The sequence below is a fragment of the Simplicispira lacusdiani genome, assembly GCF_003604195.1.
In the GTDB taxonomy this organism is placed as follows: domain Bacteria; phylum Pseudomonadota; class Gammaproteobacteria; order Burkholderiales; family Burkholderiaceae_C; genus Simplicispira; species Simplicispira lacusdiani.
The window spans coordinates 99,369-115,435 of the sequence record NZ_QXGR01000001.1 but is presented as its reverse complement, the minus strand read 5'-3'; the positions used below and the strand labels follow the sequence as shown (position 1 = coordinate 115,435).

General features: G+C 70.2%; 14 protein-coding genes. 5 read left to right on the top strand and 9 right to left on the bottom strand.

The window, feature by feature from the left end:
- Positions 1–6: 6 nt before the first annotated feature.
- The 3 genes from D8S75_RS00530 to D8S75_RS00520 are packed head-to-tail and all read right to left on the bottom strand — an operon-like array spanning position 7 to position 4,123.
- The gene (locus D8S75_RS00530) at positions 7–780 is read right to left on the bottom strand and encodes an SDR family oxidoreductase (RefSeq protein ID WP_119963983.1); all 774 of its coding nucleotides are present in this window, start codon (positions 778–780) and stop codon (positions 7–9) included.
- 46 nt (positions 781–826) lie between these two features.
- Positions 827–2,005 carry an acetyl-CoA C-acyltransferase gene (locus D8S75_RS00525; protein ID WP_119963982.1) on the bottom strand — a complete coding sequence of 393 codons (1,179 nt, stop codon included), beginning with the start codon at positions 2,003–2,005 and terminating at the stop codon, positions 827–829.
- Positions 2,006–2,026: 21 nt separating this feature from the next.
- Positions 2,027–4,123, bottom strand: a complete 2,097-nt coding sequence (locus D8S75_RS00520; RefSeq protein WP_119963981.1) for a 3-hydroxyacyl-CoA dehydrogenase NAD-binding domain-containing protein — start codon at positions 4,121–4,123, stop codon at positions 2,027–2,029.
- A 215-nt stretch (positions 4,124–4,338) separates the two neighbouring features.
- Between D8S75_RS00520 and D8S75_RS00515 the strand changes: the two genes are divergently transcribed.
- Positions 4,339–6,144, top strand: coding sequence for an acyl-CoA dehydrogenase (locus D8S75_RS00515; RefSeq protein WP_119963980.1), 1,806 nt, complete (start codon positions 4,339–4,341; stop codon positions 6,142–6,144).
- A gap of 78 nt (positions 6,145–6,222) precedes the next feature.
- Here the strand turns inward: D8S75_RS00515 and D8S75_RS00510 are convergent, their stop codons facing one another.
- From D8S75_RS00510 to D8S75_RS00485, 6 genes are all read right to left on the bottom strand, one after another.
- Positions 6,223–6,636 carry a rhodanese-like domain-containing protein gene (locus D8S75_RS00510; RefSeq protein WP_119963979.1) on the bottom strand — a complete coding sequence of 138 codons (414 nt, stop codon included), beginning with the start codon at positions 6,634–6,636 and terminating at the stop codon, positions 6,223–6,225.
- 45 nt (positions 6,637–6,681) lie between these two features.
- Positions 6,682–7,662, bottom strand: coding sequence for a calcium/sodium antiporter (locus D8S75_RS00505; RefSeq protein ID WP_119963978.1), 981 nt, complete (start codon positions 7,660–7,662; stop codon positions 6,682–6,684).
- Between the two features lie 13 nt (positions 7,663–7,675).
- On the bottom strand, positions 7,676–8,590 hold the full coding sequence (locus D8S75_RS00500) for a universal stress protein (protein ID WP_119963977.1): 915 nt from the start codon (positions 8,588–8,590) through the stop codon (positions 7,676–7,678).
- An 89-nt stretch (positions 8,591–8,679) separates the two neighbouring features.
- Positions 8,680–9,483 carry an IclR family transcriptional regulator gene (locus D8S75_RS00495; RefSeq protein WP_119963976.1) on the bottom strand — a complete coding sequence of 268 codons (804 nt, stop codon included), beginning with the start codon at positions 9,481–9,483 and terminating at the stop codon, positions 8,680–8,682.
- A 28-nt stretch (positions 9,484–9,511) separates the two neighbouring features.
- Complete coding sequence (locus D8S75_RS00490; RefSeq protein ID WP_119963975.1) at positions 9,512–10,285, bottom strand: ferredoxin--NADP reductase; 774 nt, start codon at positions 10,283–10,285, stop codon at positions 9,512–9,514.
- A gap of 125 nt (positions 10,286–10,410) precedes the next feature.
- On the bottom strand, positions 10,411–11,928 hold the full coding sequence (locus D8S75_RS00485) for a YifB family Mg chelatase-like AAA ATPase (protein WP_119963974.1): 1,518 nt from the start codon (positions 11,926–11,928) through the stop codon (positions 10,411–10,413).
- A gap of 206 nt (positions 11,929–12,134) precedes the next feature.
- Between D8S75_RS00485 and D8S75_RS00480 the strand changes: the two genes are divergently transcribed.
- The 4 genes from D8S75_RS00480 (at position 12,135) to glcE (ending at position 16,066) form a co-directional block, all read left to right on the top strand.
- A complete protein-coding gene (locus tag D8S75_RS00480) occupies positions 12,135–12,866 on the top strand; it encodes a TorF family putative porin (protein ID WP_119963973.1) in 732 nt (243 codons plus the stop codon).
- 13 nt (positions 12,867–12,879) lie between these two features.
- Positions 12,880–13,218 carry a P-II family nitrogen regulator gene (gene glnK / locus D8S75_RS00475; RefSeq protein ID WP_119963972.1) on the top strand — a complete coding sequence of 113 codons (339 nt, stop codon included), beginning with the start codon at positions 12,880–12,882 and terminating at the stop codon, positions 13,216–13,218.
- A gap of 35 nt (positions 13,219–13,253) precedes the next feature.
- Positions 13,254–14,672 (top strand): ammonium transporter, encoded by a 1,419-nt coding sequence (gene amt / locus D8S75_RS00470; RefSeq protein WP_119963971.1) that lies wholly within the window; start codon positions 13,254–13,256, stop codon positions 14,670–14,672.
- Positions 14,673–14,965: 293 nt separating this feature from the next.
- Complete coding sequence (gene glcE, locus D8S75_RS00465) at positions 14,966–16,066, top strand: glycolate oxidase subunit GlcE (protein ID WP_119963970.1); 1,101 nt, start codon at positions 14,966–14,968, stop codon at positions 16,064–16,066.
- Position 16,067: the final 1 nt, after the last annotated feature.

Below are 16,067 nucleotides of genomic sequence, written 5' to 3'. Positions count from 1 at the left end.
TTGCGGTCAGATCAGGCTGGCGCCACCGTCCACCACCAAGCCCTGCCCGGTGATGTGGCGCGACGCGTCCGAGGCCAGGAAGACCACGGCGCCCTTGAGGTCCTCGTCACCGCCGATGCGGCGCAGCGGCGTGCGCTCCACCATCGTGGGGCCGAGCTTCTCGATCAGGCCGTTGGCCAGCTTGCTCGGGAAGAAGCCCGGGCAGATGGCGTTGACGCGGATGCCGTAGTGGCCCCACTCGGACGCCAGCGTGCGCGCGAAATGCAGCGCGGCGGCCTTGGAGGTGTTGTAGGCGATGGTGTTCATGCCCGGCGGCGTGCCCTTGATGGCGGCCACCGAGGCGGTGATGATGATGTTGCCCCGGCCCTTGGGGATCATCACGCGCTTGCCCACCTCGCGCGAGAGGAAGAAGGGCGCGTTCACGTTCAGGTCCATCACCTTGTTCCAGGCAGCGTCGGGGTAGTCCTCGGCGTTGGCGCCCCAGGTGGCGCCGGCGTTGTTCACCAGGATGTCGATGGTGCCGAAGCGCGCCAGCACCTGGTCCACCATGGCCGGGATCTGGTCGAACTTCGACAGGTCGTTGACCACGGTCTCGACCTCGTAGCCCAGGCCTTCGAGGTGGGCCTTGGCCTGCGCCAGTTCATCGGCCTTGCGCGCCGTGATGGCGAGCTTGGCACCCATCTCGCCCAGCGCCTCGGCCATCTGCAGGCCCAGGCCGCGCGAGCCGCCGGTGACGAGGGCGACCTGCCCGGTCAGATCAAAAAGTTGTTTCACGCTCATTGCTGTTGCTCCTTGGTTGTTCATGGCCCGCGACGGGGCCGTTGTGTCAGCACACTTCGAAAAGACCGGCCGCGCCCTGGCCGCCGCCGATGCACATGGTGACCACCACGTACTTCACGCCCCGGCGCTTGCCCTCGATCAGGGCGTGGCCCGTCAGGCGCGAGCCCGACACGCCATACGGGTGGCCCACGGCGATGGCGCCGCCGTTGACGTTGAGCCGCTCGTCGGGAATGCCCAGCTTGTCGCGGCAGTAGAGCACCTGCACGGCGAAGGCTTCATTGAGCTCCCACAGGCCGATGTCGTCCACCTTCAGGCCGGCCTTGGCCAGCAGCTTGGGCACGGCGAACACCGGGCCGATGCCCATCTCGTCGGGCTCGCAGCCCGCCACGGCGAAGCCACGGAAGATGCCCAAGGGCTGCAGGCCGCGCCGTTCGGCGAGCTGGCGGTCCATCAGCACGCAGGCCGAGGCACCGTCCGAGAACTGGCTGGCGTTGCCGGCCGTGACCACGCCGCCGGGCAGGGCGGCGCGGATCTTCTGCACGGCCTCCAGGGTGGTGTCGGGGCGGATGCCCTCGTCGGAGGCTATCGTCACCTCCTTCATGGTGATGCGGCCCGTGGCCTTGTCCACCACGCCCATGGTGGTGGTCATGGGAGCGATCTCGTCCTTGAACAGGCCGGCGGCCTGGGCGGCGGCGGCGCGCAGCTGGCTGCGCACGCCGTACTCGTCCTGGGCCTGCTTGCCGATGCCGTAGCGCTGGGCCACCTGCTCGGCGGTCTGCAGCATGTTCCAGTAGATCTCGGGCTTGTGCTCGACCAGCCAGGGGTCGCGCCGCATGTGGGTGTTGGCCTCGTTCTGCACGCAGGAGATGCTCTCCACGCCGCCGGCCACGTACACCTGGCCTTCGCCCGCGATGATGCGCTGCGCGGCCAGCGCGATGGTCTGCAGACCCGAGGAGCAGAACCGGTTGATGGTCATGCCCCCGGTGGTGATGGGCAGGCCGGCACGCAGCGCGATCTGGCGCGCCACGTTGCCGCCGGTCGTGCCCTCGCCGAAGGTACCGCCCATGATGACGTCCTCGACCTCGGCCGGGTCGATGCCCGCGCGCGCCACGGCGTGCTGCACGGCATGGCCGCCCAGCGTGGGGCCGTAGGTCATGTTGAAGGCGCCCTTCCAGCTCTTGGCCAGGCCGGTGCGGGCGGTGGAAACGATCACTGCTTCTGTCATGGTGTGCTGTCCTGTGGGGTGTTAGTTGAAGCTCTGGCCGGCTTCGGCCAGGCGCACGAGCAGTGGCGCGGGTTGCCACGAGGCGTCGGCGCCCGGCTCGGCGGCGAAGCGGCGCAGGCTGCGCACCACCTGGGGCAGGCCCACGGTGTCGGCGTACAGCATGGGGCCGCCCCGGTGCAGCGGGAAGCCGTAGCCGTTGAGGTAGACGAGGTCGATGTCCGAGGCGCGCGCGGCGATGCCTTCCTCCAGGATGCGCGCGCCCTCGTTCACCAGCGCGAAGATGCAGCGCTCGACGATCTCCTCGTCGCTGATCTTGCGCGGCGTGATGCCGTGGGCGGCGCGGTAGTCGGCGATGAGCTGCTCTGTCACGCTGTCGGGCAGGGGCGTGCGGTTGCCGGCCTCGTAGCGGTACCAGCCCGCGCCGGTCTTCTGGCCGAATCGCCCGGCTTCGCAGAGCTTGTCGGCCACGATGGGTTGCATTGCCACGCCCGCCTCGGCGGCCTTGCGCTTGCGCGTGGCCCAGCCGATATCGAGGCCCGCGAGGTCGCCCATGCGGAACGGTCCCATGGCCAGGCCGAACTTCTGCAGAGCGCCGTCGATCTGCTGGGGCAGGGCGCCCGCGTTGATCAGGCCCTGGGCGGCGGCGCCGTAGCGCGCCAGCATGCGGTTGCCGATGAAGCCGTCGCACACGCCCGAGACCACGGCCACCTTCTTGATCTGCTTGGCCAAGGCCAGGCTGGTGGCCAGCACGTCGGGCGCGGTCTGGGCGCCACGCACGATCTCCAGCAGGCGCATCACGTTGGCGGGGCTGAAGAAGTGCAGGCCGATCACGTCCTGCGGGCGCTGCGTGAAGGTGGCGATGCGGTCGATGTCCAGGTACGAGGTGTTCGACGCCAGGATGGCGCCCGGCTTGGCCACGGCGTCGAGCTGGCGGAAAACGGTTTCCTTCACGCCCATTTCCTCGAACACGGCCTCAACGATGAGGTCCGCGTCCTTCAGCGCGGCGTACTCCAGCGTTGGCGTGATCAGGCCCATGCGCTGCTCCACCTGCTCGGGCTTGAGCTTGCCCTTCTTCATGGAGTTCTCGTAGTTCTTGCGGATCGTGGCCAGGCCCCGGTCCAGCGCCTCCTGCTTCATCTCCAGCAGCACCACGGGGATGCCGGCGTTGAGGAAGTTCATGGTGATGCCGCCGCCCATGGTGCCGGCGCCGATCACGCCCACCCGGGCGATGGGGCGCAGCTGCGTGCCCTCGGGCAGGCCGGGCACCTTGGCCGCGGCGCGCTCGGCCTGGAACACATGGCGCAGCGCGCGCGACTCGGGCGTTTGCATCAGCGCCTGGAACAGCGTGCGTTCGGTCTGCAGGCCTTCGTCGAAGGGCTTGAGCGAGGCCGCCACGGCCTCCACGCACTGCAGCGGCGCCGGGAAGGGCTTGCTCGCGGCCGCCACGGTGTTGCGCGCGAACTGCAGGAAGGCGTCGGCGTTGGGTTGCTTGACCTTCCGATCGCGGGCGCGCGGCAGCGGTTCGCCCCGGGCCGCCACCTGGGCGGCGAAGGCCACCGCGCCTTCGACCAGGTCGCCCTCGATCAGCGCGTGCACCAGCGGCGTGCCGGCGAAGGCCTGGGCCGGCGCGGGTTGGCCCGAGACGACCATGTTCAGGGCGTCCTCCAGCCCGATCAGGCGCGGCAGGCGCTGCGTGCCGCCCGCGCCGGGCAGCAGGCCCAGCTTCACCTCGGGCAGGCCGAGCGAGGCGTCGGGTTGGGCCACGCGGTAGTGGCAGCCCAGGGCCAGTTCCAGACCGCCGCCCAGGCACACGCCGGCGATGGCCGCCACCACGGGCTTGCTGGCGGCGTCGAGCGCGCGGATCACGTTGGGCAGCGTGGGTTCCTGGCCGGCCTTGGGCGTGCCGAACTCGCGCACATCCGCACCGCCGGAGAAGGCGCGCGCGCTGCCGGTCAGCACGATGGCCTGCACCTGCGGGTCAGCCAGCGCCTGGTCCAGCGCGGCGACGATGCCACTGCGCAGGGCGTGGCCGAGGCCGTTGACGGGCGGGTTGTTCAGCGTGACCACGGCCACGGGGCCGTGCACTGCGCAGGTGGTGGGGGAGGAAGTGGTGCTCATGGGGGGGTGGAGGGAAGGGGAGGGACGGGTTGTTCTGCATGGCAGAAATTGATCCATTCCATGCTATCGGTGGCCCGGTGCGCTGTCTGTCACCTGCGAAACTCGCCGCCGTTGTGGGCGCTGCGTGCCACGCATACGATGGCTCCTCTTTTCGCCTGCCCCGCCACGGCGGGGCGTTGCCATGAAATTCTGCAATGCAGAATAACGGAGGCCCCATGCCCGAATCCCTGCTCATCAACCGCCGCGACCTCGACTTCCAGCTCTTCGAGGTGCTCCAGGCCGAGGCCCTGGCGCAGCGCCCGCGCCACGCCGACCACAGCCGCGAAACCTTCGCCGCCGCGCTCGACACGGCGCACGCCATTGCCGAAGAGAAATTCGCGCCGCACAACCGCGCCTCGGACGAGAACGAGCCCCGCTTCGAAAACGGCCGCGTGCGCATGATCCCCGAGGTGCGCGAGGCGCTCGACGCCTTCTGCGCCGCCGGCCTGCTGGCGCCCACCAAGGACTACGAGCAGGGCGGCATGCAGTTGCCCGTGGTGGTGGCGCAGGCCTGCTCGGCGCTGTTCAAGAGCGCCAACGGCGCCACCACCTCGTATGTGGGCCTGACGCTGGGCAATGCCAACGTGATCGAGCGTTTCGGCACCGAGGCGCAGAAGCGCAAGTACCTCGGCGCGCTGCTCTCGGGCCGCTTCTTCGGCACCATGGCGTTGACCGAGCCGCAGGCCGGCTCCAGCCTGTCGGACCTGACCACCAGCGCCACGCCGCAGCCCGACGGCACGTACCGCATCAAGGGCAGCAAGATCTTCATTTCGGCGGGCGACCATGAGCTGCGCGAGAACATCGTGCACCTGGTGCTGGCGCGCATCCCCGGCGCGCCGCCCGGGGTCAAGGGCATCTCGCTGTTCACCGTGCCCAAGTTCCGCGTCAATGATGACGGCAGCCTGGGCGCGCGCAACGACGTCACCTTGTCGGGCCTGATCCACAAGGCCGGCTGGCGCGGCACCACGTCCACCATGCTGTCGTTCGGCGACCAGGACGACTGCGAGGGCGAACTCGTGGGCCAGCCGCACCAGGGCCTGGCCTGCATGTTCCACATGATGAACGAGGCGCGCATCGGCGTCGGCATGGGCGCGGTGATGTACGGCTACCGGGGCTATCTGGCCTCGCTGCGGTACGCGCGTGAGCGCCTGCAGGGGCGCCCGCCCGCCGCCAAGGACCCGCTGCAGCCGCAGGTGCCGCTGGTGGCGCACGCCGACGTGCGCCGCATGCTGCTGGCGCAGAAGGCCTACGTGGAGGGCGCCTTCGCGCTGGGCCTGTACGCCGCGCGCCTGGTGGACGAGCAGCGCACCGGCGAGAGCGAGGCCGCCCGCGCCGAGGCCGGCCTGTTGCTGGACCTGCTCACGCCCATCGTCAAATCCTGGCCCGCGCAGTGGTGCCTGGAGGCCAACAGCCTGGCCATTCAGATCCACGGCGGCTACGGCTACACGCGCGAATACCCGGTGGAGCAGTTCTGGCGCGACAACCGCCTGAACATGATCCACGAAGGCACGCACGGCATCCAGGCGCTGGACCTGCTGGGCCGCAAGGCCGTGATGCAGCAGGGCGCAGCCATCGCGCTGTTCGGCCGCGAGCTGCAGGCCACCGTGGAGCAGGCCCGCGCCCGGCCCGCGCTGGCCGCCCATGCCGAGGCCCTGCAGGCGGCCTGGGGCGAGGTGCAGGCCACGCTGGCCGTGCTCACGCCGCTGCTGCGCGGCGAGGGCGACCGCGCCCTGGCCAACGCCAGCGTGTTCCTCGAAGCCTTTGGCCACACCGTGCTGGCCTGGACCTGGCTGCGCCAGGCCGTGGTCGCCGACGGCGCGCTGGCGCGGGCCGCCACGCCGCAGGACGCGGACTTCTATCAGGGCAAGCTGCAGGCCTGCCGCTGGTTCTTCCATTGGGAGCTGCCGCGCACCGCGCCCCAGCACGCGCTGCTGCGCAGCCTGGACGACAGCACGCTGGCCATGCGGGACGCGTGGTTCTAGAGGATTTGAATGAAATCGGGCTCTGGCGCTTTACTGGAAAGCGTCAATAGCTATAAAATTAATAGCAACAAAAGACGCTCAGCGCGCCGCCGGTGGGACCAGCGGCAGCCCGCGCCGCGCCCATTCCGACATGCCGCCCTCGACGTAGCGCACGTTGGTGTAGCCGCGCTCGCGCAGCGCCTGCCAGACGGCCCGCGAGCGGTTCTGCGTGTTGCAGATCAGCAGCACGGGCTTTGCCGCGTCCTTGGGGATCTCGGCCAGGCGCGCGCCGATCTCGCGCATGGGCAGCAGCTTGGCCACGCGCGACACGCCCGTGGCGTGCTCCTGCGGCTCGCGGATGTCCACCAGCAGGGCGCGGCCTGCCTCGGCCTCGGCGCGGGCGGTGTCCAGGCTCACCTTCTCGCCCGACAGGGAGGCATGCGCCGGGAGCGCGGCGGCGCCTCCAAGGGCCAGGAGCAGGTGCAGGGCGGTGCGACGGGACAGGGTTTTCATGGCGGACAGCGAGGGCGTGGAATGGTGTGATTGTCCTCTCCTGGCTCAGGTGCGCAACCACAGCAGGCTGATCAGGTAAATACCGTAGGCCGCGACGAAGAGTCCTCCCTCGGTGCGCGAGACCTGGTGGCCGCTGCGGAAGACCGGAAGGCCGGCGAGCGCGACCAGGGCCGCCAGCGGCAGGTCGATGAGCAGAAGATCGCGGCTGACATCCACCCCGTCCGGGGATGCGAGCAGGGTGAGCCCGAGGATGACCAGGATGTTGTAGATGCTGCTGCCGATCAGGTTGCCGATCGCCACGTCGCGGTCGCCCTTCCAGGTGGACAGCAGCGTGGTCACCAGTTCCGGCGCCGAGGTGCCGATGGCCACGATGGTCAGGCCGATGAAGGCGTCGGAAACGCCATGGGCCTTGGCGATGCGCACGGCACCGGCCACCAGCAGCTCGGCGCCCAGCACCGTGATGGCGATGCCGGCCAGCAGCAGCACGGCCAGCCATGCACCGGGATGCCAGCCGCCGGTTCGCAGGGCGGCGCGGCCGAACTCCTGGGTGAATTCCTGCTGCATGGCGCTGTTCTCGCGCCGTGCCAGATGCACCAGGGCGAGGGTGTAGAGGGCGGCGCTCAGCAGCATCAGCGCGCCCTCGGCCGGGCCCAGCCGACCGTCCGAGGCCATGGCGATGAGGGCCAGCGCGCTGGCGATCATCACGGGCACGTCGAGCCTGACGCTCATGAGCCGGATCGGCAGCGGGCGCATCAGGGCGCTCAGGCCCAGGATGAGCAGGATGTTCACGATATTGGTGCCCGCGATGTTGCCCACCGCGAGCGCCCCTTGTCCCTCGGCGGCGGCCGTGATGCCCACGGCCAGCTCGGGCGCGCTGGTGCCCACGGACACCACGGTCAGGCCGATGACGATGGGGCTGATGCCCAGCAGGGCCGCGATGCGCGTGGCGCTGCGCAGCATCAGCTCCGCGCCGAGCAGGACGACGGCCAGCCCGCCAAGAAAGACCAGGACCGGGTGCGGATCCATGCGGGGCCTGGGGTCAGGCCAGCGCGGGCGCCGGCCCCTGCGGGTCCACCACGACCAGCATGTCGGAGCGCGATTCCGCGAGCACCCGGTGGGTGACGCTGCCCAGCAGCAGCTCCTCGGTCACATGGGTGCCGTGCTTGCCCATGACGAGGAGATCGCACGCGGTGCGCTCCTCCTGCGCCAGGATGTGCTGCACCGCGTCGCCGTGCTCGACGCAGGTGATGCAGTCGCCGTCCGCCAGGCCGGCGCGCGCCGCCAGGTCCCGCAGCTGCGCGAGCGCGCGCACGCGCGCCTCGGCGCGGTAGCGGTGGATCTCGTCCTGCGACACGCCGGCGTACTCGAGCATGCCCTCGAAGGGCACGTCGAAGACGTGCAGCAGGACGATGTGCGCCTGGGGCGCGATGGCGCGGGCCAGGCGGATGCATTGTTCCGAACCGGGCGAGAAATCGACCGGAATCAGCGCGCGCCGGTAGGGCGCATGCCCCGGGTTCTTGGCCACCAGGACGGTGCAGCGGCTCTTGCGCAGCAGGTGCGAGGCGGTCGATCCGATGACCAGGTGGCGCAATGTGCTCTGCCCCTTGGGGCCGATCACGATGAGGTCCGCACCCGCGCGCGCGGCTTGCTCCGGCACGGCCATGCTGGCCATGCCTTCTGTGACCAGCACCTCGGCGGTGACGCCCTGGGCGCGCGCGGGGTCCGTGGCGACGGCCTGCAAGGCGGCGTGCTGGCGTGCCAGCGCCTTGTGCGCGACCTCCGGAGCCTTCGCGCCCAACAGGTTGGCGAGCGGGCCCAGGGCGTCGAGCCCTAGGGCATGCATGACGGTATAGCGGGCCCCGGTGGCGGCGGCGATCTGGAAGCCACGGTCCACGGCCGCCAGCGAGGCTGGCGAGAGGTCCGTGGCGGCGAAGAGGTGTCGGACGGGGGGCATGGCCGGATCTCCTTGCGGGGGATCATAAGTGGGGCTCCGGCGCGGGGAGCGCAAAGACCCCTCGCCCCGCTGCGGCGGGCGCCGCGTGCTCAGCGGTACAGCGCCGACTCGATGCGCGACACCATCTCCACCAGGCGCGGCCGCACCTCGTTCAGCAGGAATTCCGGCGGCAGGTTGAACGAGGGGCCGCCGCAGTTGATGACCATTGGCGGCAGGCCGCCGCCGGGCTGGAAGGCGCGGGCGATGGCGTTCACGTTCCTTTGCCACTCGCCGAACGAGCAGGCCACGCCCAGGCTGCGGTAGTCCTGCAGCGCCTTGTCGATGCCGGCCTGCACCTCGGGCCAGGCCTGCTCGTCGTGGGCGCGCAGCTGTTCCAGCACGGCGCGGCGCTCGTCCTCGGAAATGGCGGCGAGCCAGGCGCGTCCGATGGCCGAGCTGGCCAGCGCGATGCGCGAGCCCACGTCCAGGCTCAGCGTGAGCAGGGCCGAGCTGCGGCAGTTCTCCACGTAGATCATCGAGAAGCGGTCGCGCGTGCCCAGCGAGACCTCGGCCTTGGCGAAGTCGGCCAGCTCTTGCATCAGCGGCCGGGCCGTCTGGCGCACGTCGAGCCGGACCAGCATGGTGCTGCCCAGCGACAGCGTGGCCGTGCCCAGGCGGTACTTGCCGATGTCCTCGACATGGATGAGGTAGCCCAGCCGCGTGAGCGTGTAGGTCAGGCGCGAGACGGTGGACTTGGGCAGCTTGCAGCGCTGCGCGATTTCCTGGTTGCCCAGGGCCTTGTCGCCCGAGCGGAAACAGGCCAGCACGTCCAGTCCGCGCGCCAGGGCCGTCACGAAGTGGCGGTCCTCCTTGGGCCGAGGGGATGGGGAGCGGGAAGCAGGGGGCGCGGACATGCGCGGATTATCGCGGCCCCCCACGGGTTTATTTTTCGACGAAGGCCCGTTCGATCACGAAGTCGCCGGGCCGGGTGGTGTTGCCCTCTTCGAAGTCGCGCTGCTCCAGGATGTGCTTGAGCGAGGCCAGCATCTCGGGGCTGCCGCACAGCATCACGCGGTCTTCCAGCGGGTTCAGCGGGGGGACGCCCAGGTCGGTGAACAGCTTGCCGCTCTCGATCAGGTGGTTGATGCGGCCCTGGTTCTTGAACGGTTCGCGTGTCACCGTGGGGTAGTACTTGAGCTGCTTGCTCACCAGTTCGCCGAGGAACTCGTGCTTGGGCAGCTCCTGGGTGATGTAGTCGTGGTAGGCCAGCTCCTTCACCTCGCGCACGCCGTGCACCAGGATGACCTCCTCGAACTTCTCGTAGGTCTCGGGGTCGCGGATCACGCTCATGAACGGCGCCAGGCCCGTGCCCGTGGAGAGCATGTACAGGCGCTTGGCGGGCAGCAGGTAGTCGATCAGGATCGTGCCCGTGGGCTTCTTGCCGACGATGATGGTGTCGCCCACCTGGATGTGCTGCAGGCGCGAGGTCAGCGGGCCGTCGGGCACCTTGATGCTCAGGAACTCCAGGTGTTCCTCGTAGTTGGCGCTGACGATGCTGTAGGCCCGCAGCAGCGGCTTGTCGTTCACCTTCAGGCCGATCATGGTGAAGTGCCCGTTGGAGAACCGCAGGGCCGGATCACGGGTGGTGGTGAAGCTGAAAAGCCGGTCGGTCCAGTGGTGGACGCTCAGTACGCGTTCTTCGAGAAAGGCGCTCATGGTGTATTGGCAGGATGTTGAAAAACCGGTGCCCGCAGAACGTCGCAGCTGCCGCGGCAAGGGCCGATGGTATGCGGGTTATCCCCCGTATTGTCCCGCAAAGCGCAAACCACTCCGGAAAGCGGCTACGGACGCCGGTACTGCATGGCCTCGGCCACATGCGCCACCTGGGTGTGCGGGGCGCCCGCCAGGTCGGCGATGGTGCGCGCCACCTTCAGCGCGCGGTGCGTGGCGCGCGCCGACCAGCCCAGGCGCGCGGCGGCATTCTGCAGGAACTGCGCGGCGGCCGGTTCGAGCCGCACATGGGTGTCGATCTCCTGGCCCTGCAGGGCCTGGTTGGCGCGGCCCTGGCGCGCGTGGGCGCGTTCGCGCGCGGCCACCACGCGCTCGCGCACGGCGGCGCTGGGTTCGCCGGGCGGTGCGCCCAGCAGGTCCTGCGGTGGCAGGGCGGGCACTTCCACGTGCAGGTCGATGCGGTCGAGCAGCGGGCCGCTCAGGCGTGCCTGGTAGCGCGCCACCTGGTCGGGCGTGCAGCGGCAGGCGCGCTGCGGCGAGCCCCGGTAGCCGCAGGGGCAGGGGTTCATGGCGGCGATCATCTGGAAGCGCGCCGGGAACTCGGCGCGGCGCGCGGCGCGCGCGATGGTGATGTGGCCGGTCTCCAGCGGCTCGCGCAGCGCCTCCAGCGCCGTGCGGGGAAACTCCGGGAGCTCATCTAGGAACAAGACGCCGTGGTGGGCCAAGGAAATTTCGCCTGGGCGCGGGGGTGAACCACCACCGACCAGCGCCACCGCGCTGGCTGTATGGTGCGGTGCGCAAGTCGGACGGTGTGCCCAGGATTCCAGTGAGAAGCGGTCCGCCAGGCTGGCCACGGCGGCGCTTTCCAGCGCTTCGTCCACGCTCATCGCCGGCAGCAGGCCGGCAAAACGTTGCGCCAGCATGGACTTGCCCGAGCCCGGCGGCCCCGAGAGCAAGAGGCTGTGTCCGCCGGCGGCGGCGATCTCCAGCGCGCGCCGGGCGGCGGCCTGGCCCTTCACGTCGGCCAGGTCGGCGTACCGGGCCGCCACGGGCCGGGGCAGCGTGTCCAGGCGCTGCCAGCCACCGTCCTCGGCGGCGGGTTCGCCGCCCGGGGGCAGGAACTGGCGCACCACGTCGAGCAGGTGACGCGCGCGCCACACCTGGGCGCCGGGCACCAGCGCGGCCTCCTCGGCGCTGCCGGGCGGCAGCACCAGGCGCGCGGCGTCGGGCAGCGAGCGCAGCGCCAGGCTGGTGGCCAGCGCGCCGCGCACCGGGCGCAGTTCACCCGAGAGCGAGAGTTCCCCGGCGAACTCATGGCCCGCCAGGCGCGCCGCGTCGATCTGCCCGCTGGCGGCCAGGATGCCCAGCGCGATCGGCAGGTCGAAGCGGCCCGAATCCTTGGGCAGGTCGGCCGGCGCCAGGTTCACGGTGATGCGCTTGTTGTGCGGAAACTCCAGCCCCGCGTTCTGCAGCGCCGAGCGCACGCGCTCGCGCGCCTCCTTGACCTCGACCTCGGCCAGCCCCACCAGCGTGAAGCTGGGCAGGCCGTTGGCCAGGTGCACCTCGACGGTGACCGGGGGCGCCTGCAGCCCCAGCAGGGCACGGCTTTGCACCAAAGCAAGACTCATGAACGTGTTTCTCCCCAGACAAGTGCGGTTTGCGGGCGCCAGGGGCGCCGGGGGGCGGCCGTGCACCAGCCGGGTGCATCCTCCCGGCCCAAGCCCTGCCAATGTAGCCGTGAACCGGCGTGCCCCCCTTGCGGTGGCGCATGGAACGGTGTGGCACGGTCCGTGCTTAGAGGGGGTATCGCAGCTTTTTTTCCACTGGAGGACCCATGAACCACGCATCCCTCAAGGCCCTGGGCATCGCCCTCGTCGCGGCCATGCCCCTGGCGGCCAGCGCCCAGCTCACCGGCAACCTGGGCTTGACCACCAACTACAAGTACCGTGGCCAGGACCAGGATGTCAGCAAGGTCAAGGCCGTGAAGCCGGCGGTGCAGGGCGGCCTGGACTATGCCTTCGGTGACTCGGGCTGGTACGTGGGCAACTGGAACTCCAGCGTGGACTGGCTGGCCGGCAACTCCATCGAAATGGACGTGTACGGCGGCTACAAGTTCAAGGCCGGCGAGGTGGATCTGGACCTGGGCGCGCTCGCCTACCTCTATCCCGGCAACACCTCGGGCAACACCACCGAGCTGTACGGCGCCGCCACCTGGGGCCCGCTGACGGCGAAGTACTCGCACACCGTCTCCAAGGACTACTTCGGCTGGGCCGGCGCCAAGGCGGGCTCGGGCCGCAAGGGCACGAACACGGGCTACCTGGCGTTCTCGTTCGCGCAGGAAGTGATGCCCTCGGTCACGCTCAAGGCCTCGGTGGGCTTCACGCGCTTCGCCAGCGACATCAAGGACACGGGCGTGCCCAACTACATGGATTACAGCGTGGGCGCGGCCTATGACTTCGGCGGCGGCCTGTCGCTGGGTGCCGCCGTGGTCGGCGCCAGCAAGAAAGCGTACTTCGGGCCGGTGAACAAGTCGCGCCTGATCGTCACCCTGACCAAGACCCTGTGAGGAGGACCTGAAAATGAAAATGGTGACTGCCATCATCAAACCGTTCAAGCTCGACGAGGTGCGCGAGGCGCTCTCGGACATCGGCGTGCAAGGCATCACGGTGACCGAGGTGAAGGGCTTCGGCCGCCAGAAGGGCCACACCGAGCTGTACCGGGGCGCCGAGTACGTGGTGGACTTCCTGCCCAAGGTGAAGATCGAGGCCGCCATCGCCGACGACCTGGTGGACCGCGTCATCGAGGCCATCGAAGGCGCCGCGCGCACCGGCAAGATCGGCGACGGCAAGATCTTCGTCTCCGCCCTCGAACAGGTGGTGCGCATCCGGACCGGCGAAACCGGCCAGGACGCCCTCTGAGACCCCACCACCCATCCATCGAAAGCGAGACCGCCATGAAAAAACTCCTGGCTTCCTTCCTCCTGGGGCTGAGCCTGCTGGGCGCGGGGTCCCTGTCCCTGGCCCAGGCACCCGCCGCGTCCGAACCCGTGGCCGCCACGGCGGCGGCCGAGCCGGCCGCTGCCCCGGCCGCGCCCGCAGCCGCCGCTTCGGCCCCCGCCGAGGCCGCCCCCGCAGCGCCCGCGCCCAAGCTCGACTCGGGCGACACGGCGTGGATGCTCACCTCCACGCTGCTGGTCATCCTCATGACCATCCCCGGCCTGGCCCTGTTCTACGGCGGCCTGGCGCGCGCCAAGAACATGCTGTCCGTGCTGGTGCAGGTGTTCGTGATCTTCGCTCTCATCAGCGTGCTCTGGGCCCTCTACGGCTACAGCCTCACGTTCGGCGGCGAAGGCCAGTTCTTCGGCGGGCTCGACAAGCTGTTCCTCAAGGGCATCGCTCCCGACACCCTCTCGGGCCTGCTGCCGACCATTCCTGAATACGTGTTCGTGGCCTTCCAGTCCACCTTCGCGGCCATCACCGTGGCGCTGATCGTGGGCGCGTTCGCCGAGCGCATCAAGTTCTCCGCCGTGCTGATCTTCTCGGTGCTGTGGTTCACGCTGAGCTACATCCCGATCGCCCACATGGTGTGGGGCGGCGGCCTGCTGGCCAAGGACGGCGCGCTCGACTTCGCGGGCGGCACCGTGGTGCACATCAACGCCGGTATCGCCGCGCTGGTGGGTGCCTACATGGTGGGCAAGCGCATCGGTTACGGCAAGGAGGCGCTCACGCCCCACAGCCTGACGCTGACCATGGTGGGCGCCTCGCTGCTGTGGGTGGGCTGGTTCGGCTTCAACGCCGGCTCGGCCGGCGCCGCCAACGGCGTGGCCGGCCTGGCCTTCGTCAACACCGTGCTGGCCACGGCGGCCGCCACGCTGTCCTGGCTCGCCGGCGAGGCGCTGCACAAAGGCAAGGCTTCCATGCTGGGCGCCGCCTCGGGTGCCGTGGCCGGCCTGGTGGCCGTCACGCCGGCCGCCGGCTTCGTCGGCCCCATGGGCTCCATCGTTCTGGGCCTGATCGCCGGCGTGGTGTGCCTCTGGGGCGTCAGCGGCCTCAAGCGCATGCTGGGCGTGGACGATGCGTTCGACGTGTTCGGCGTGCACGGCGTGGGCGGCATCGTCGGCGCCATCCTGACCGGTGTGTTCGCCTCGCAAGGCCTGGGTGGCACCGGCGGCCTGACGCCCGACACCTTCTCCATGGGCGCACAGGTCTGGATCCAGACCAAGAGCGTGCTCATCACCCTGGTCTGGTCCGCCGTCGTGGCCTTCCTCTCCTACAAGGTTGCCGATGTGCTGGTGGGCCTGCGCGTGAGCGAGGAAGCCGAGCGCGAAGGCCTGGACATCACCTCCCACGGCGAAGCGGCCTACACCCGCTGACCCGCGATGCCGGCCGGGGTGTCTGGTGGCGCCACGGCCGGCGACCGAAACCCGCGACTCCCTGGTACCTTGGCCCGCCCCTGGCGGGCCTTTTTTGTCTGCATTCAAAGAAATCGGTGCTCCAACCCCATGGATAGGTCGCCAATAGCTATTGATTTAGTAGCAAACCGGGGGCTTGAGAGCGTGACAGCCTGCCGTCCCGAAAAGCTCACGCCAGCCGTGCAGAAAATTCATGCGGCCCGCCCATGGGGCGGTGGTGCGTGGCCGGGCACCAAGGCTTACCATGCAAGGCTATGGAAAGCGCCCTTCATTCCCTGATCGAACAGGTGCGCGCCGCAGCGGCGCGCCAGGCCCCGCTGCGCATCCGTGGCGGCGGCAGCAAGGATTTTCATGGCGCGGCGGCGCAGGGCGAGCCACTCGACACGCGCGCCCACGCCGGCATCGTGGCCTACGAGCCCAGCGAACTCGTGGTCACCGTGCGCGCGGGCACGCCGCTGGCCGAGCTGGAGGCGGCGCTGGCGGCGCAGCGCCAGTGCCTGCCCTTCGAGCCCCCGCGCTTCGGCCCGGGGGGCACCGTGGGCGGCATGGTGGCTGCGGGGCTGTCGGGCCCGGCGCGCGCCAGCGTGGGCGCGGTGCGCGACTACGTGCTGGGCCTCAAGCTCATCAACGGCCGGGCCGAGCACCTGGCTTTCGGCGGCCAGGTGATGAAGAACGTGGCGGGCTACGACGTCTCGCGCCTCATGGCGGGTGCCTGGGGCCAGCTCGGCGTGCTCACCGAGGTCAGCCTCAAGGTGCTGCCCGTGGCGCCGGCCGAGGCCACGCTGCGGTTTGAACTGGGCCAGGCCGAGGCGCTGCGCCGCCTGCAGGCCTGGGGCGGCCAGCCGCTGCCGCTCAACGCGAGCTGCTGGGTGCACGACGCCGGCATGGACACTCTCTATGTGCGCCTGCGCGGCGCCGTGGCCGCCGTCGAATCCGCCTGCCGCGCCATGGGCGGCGAGCGCCAGCCCGACGCCGGCGCCGACTGGGACGCCTGCCGGGATCACACACTGCCCTGGTTCACCGCCGGCCGGCAGGCCGGACAGGACCTCTGGCGCCTGTCGGTGCCGGCCACGGCACCCGCGCTGGCGCTGCCGGCCGGCGTGGCGCCCCCGCTGGTCGAATGGCACGGCGCGCTGCGCTGGGTGCTGGCCACGCCGGACCAGGGCCCGGCGCTGCGTGAAGCGGCCCGCCAGGCGGGCGGCAGCGCTTCATTTTTCAGAGCGGCTGGCGACCAGCCGGCGGGCGCCACGGCCGAGATGGATGCGATGCCGCCGGCGCTGCGCGCCATCCACGCCCGCCTGCGCCAGAGTTTCGACCCGGCCGGCATCTTCAACCCGGGCCGCATGGCCGGCTGAC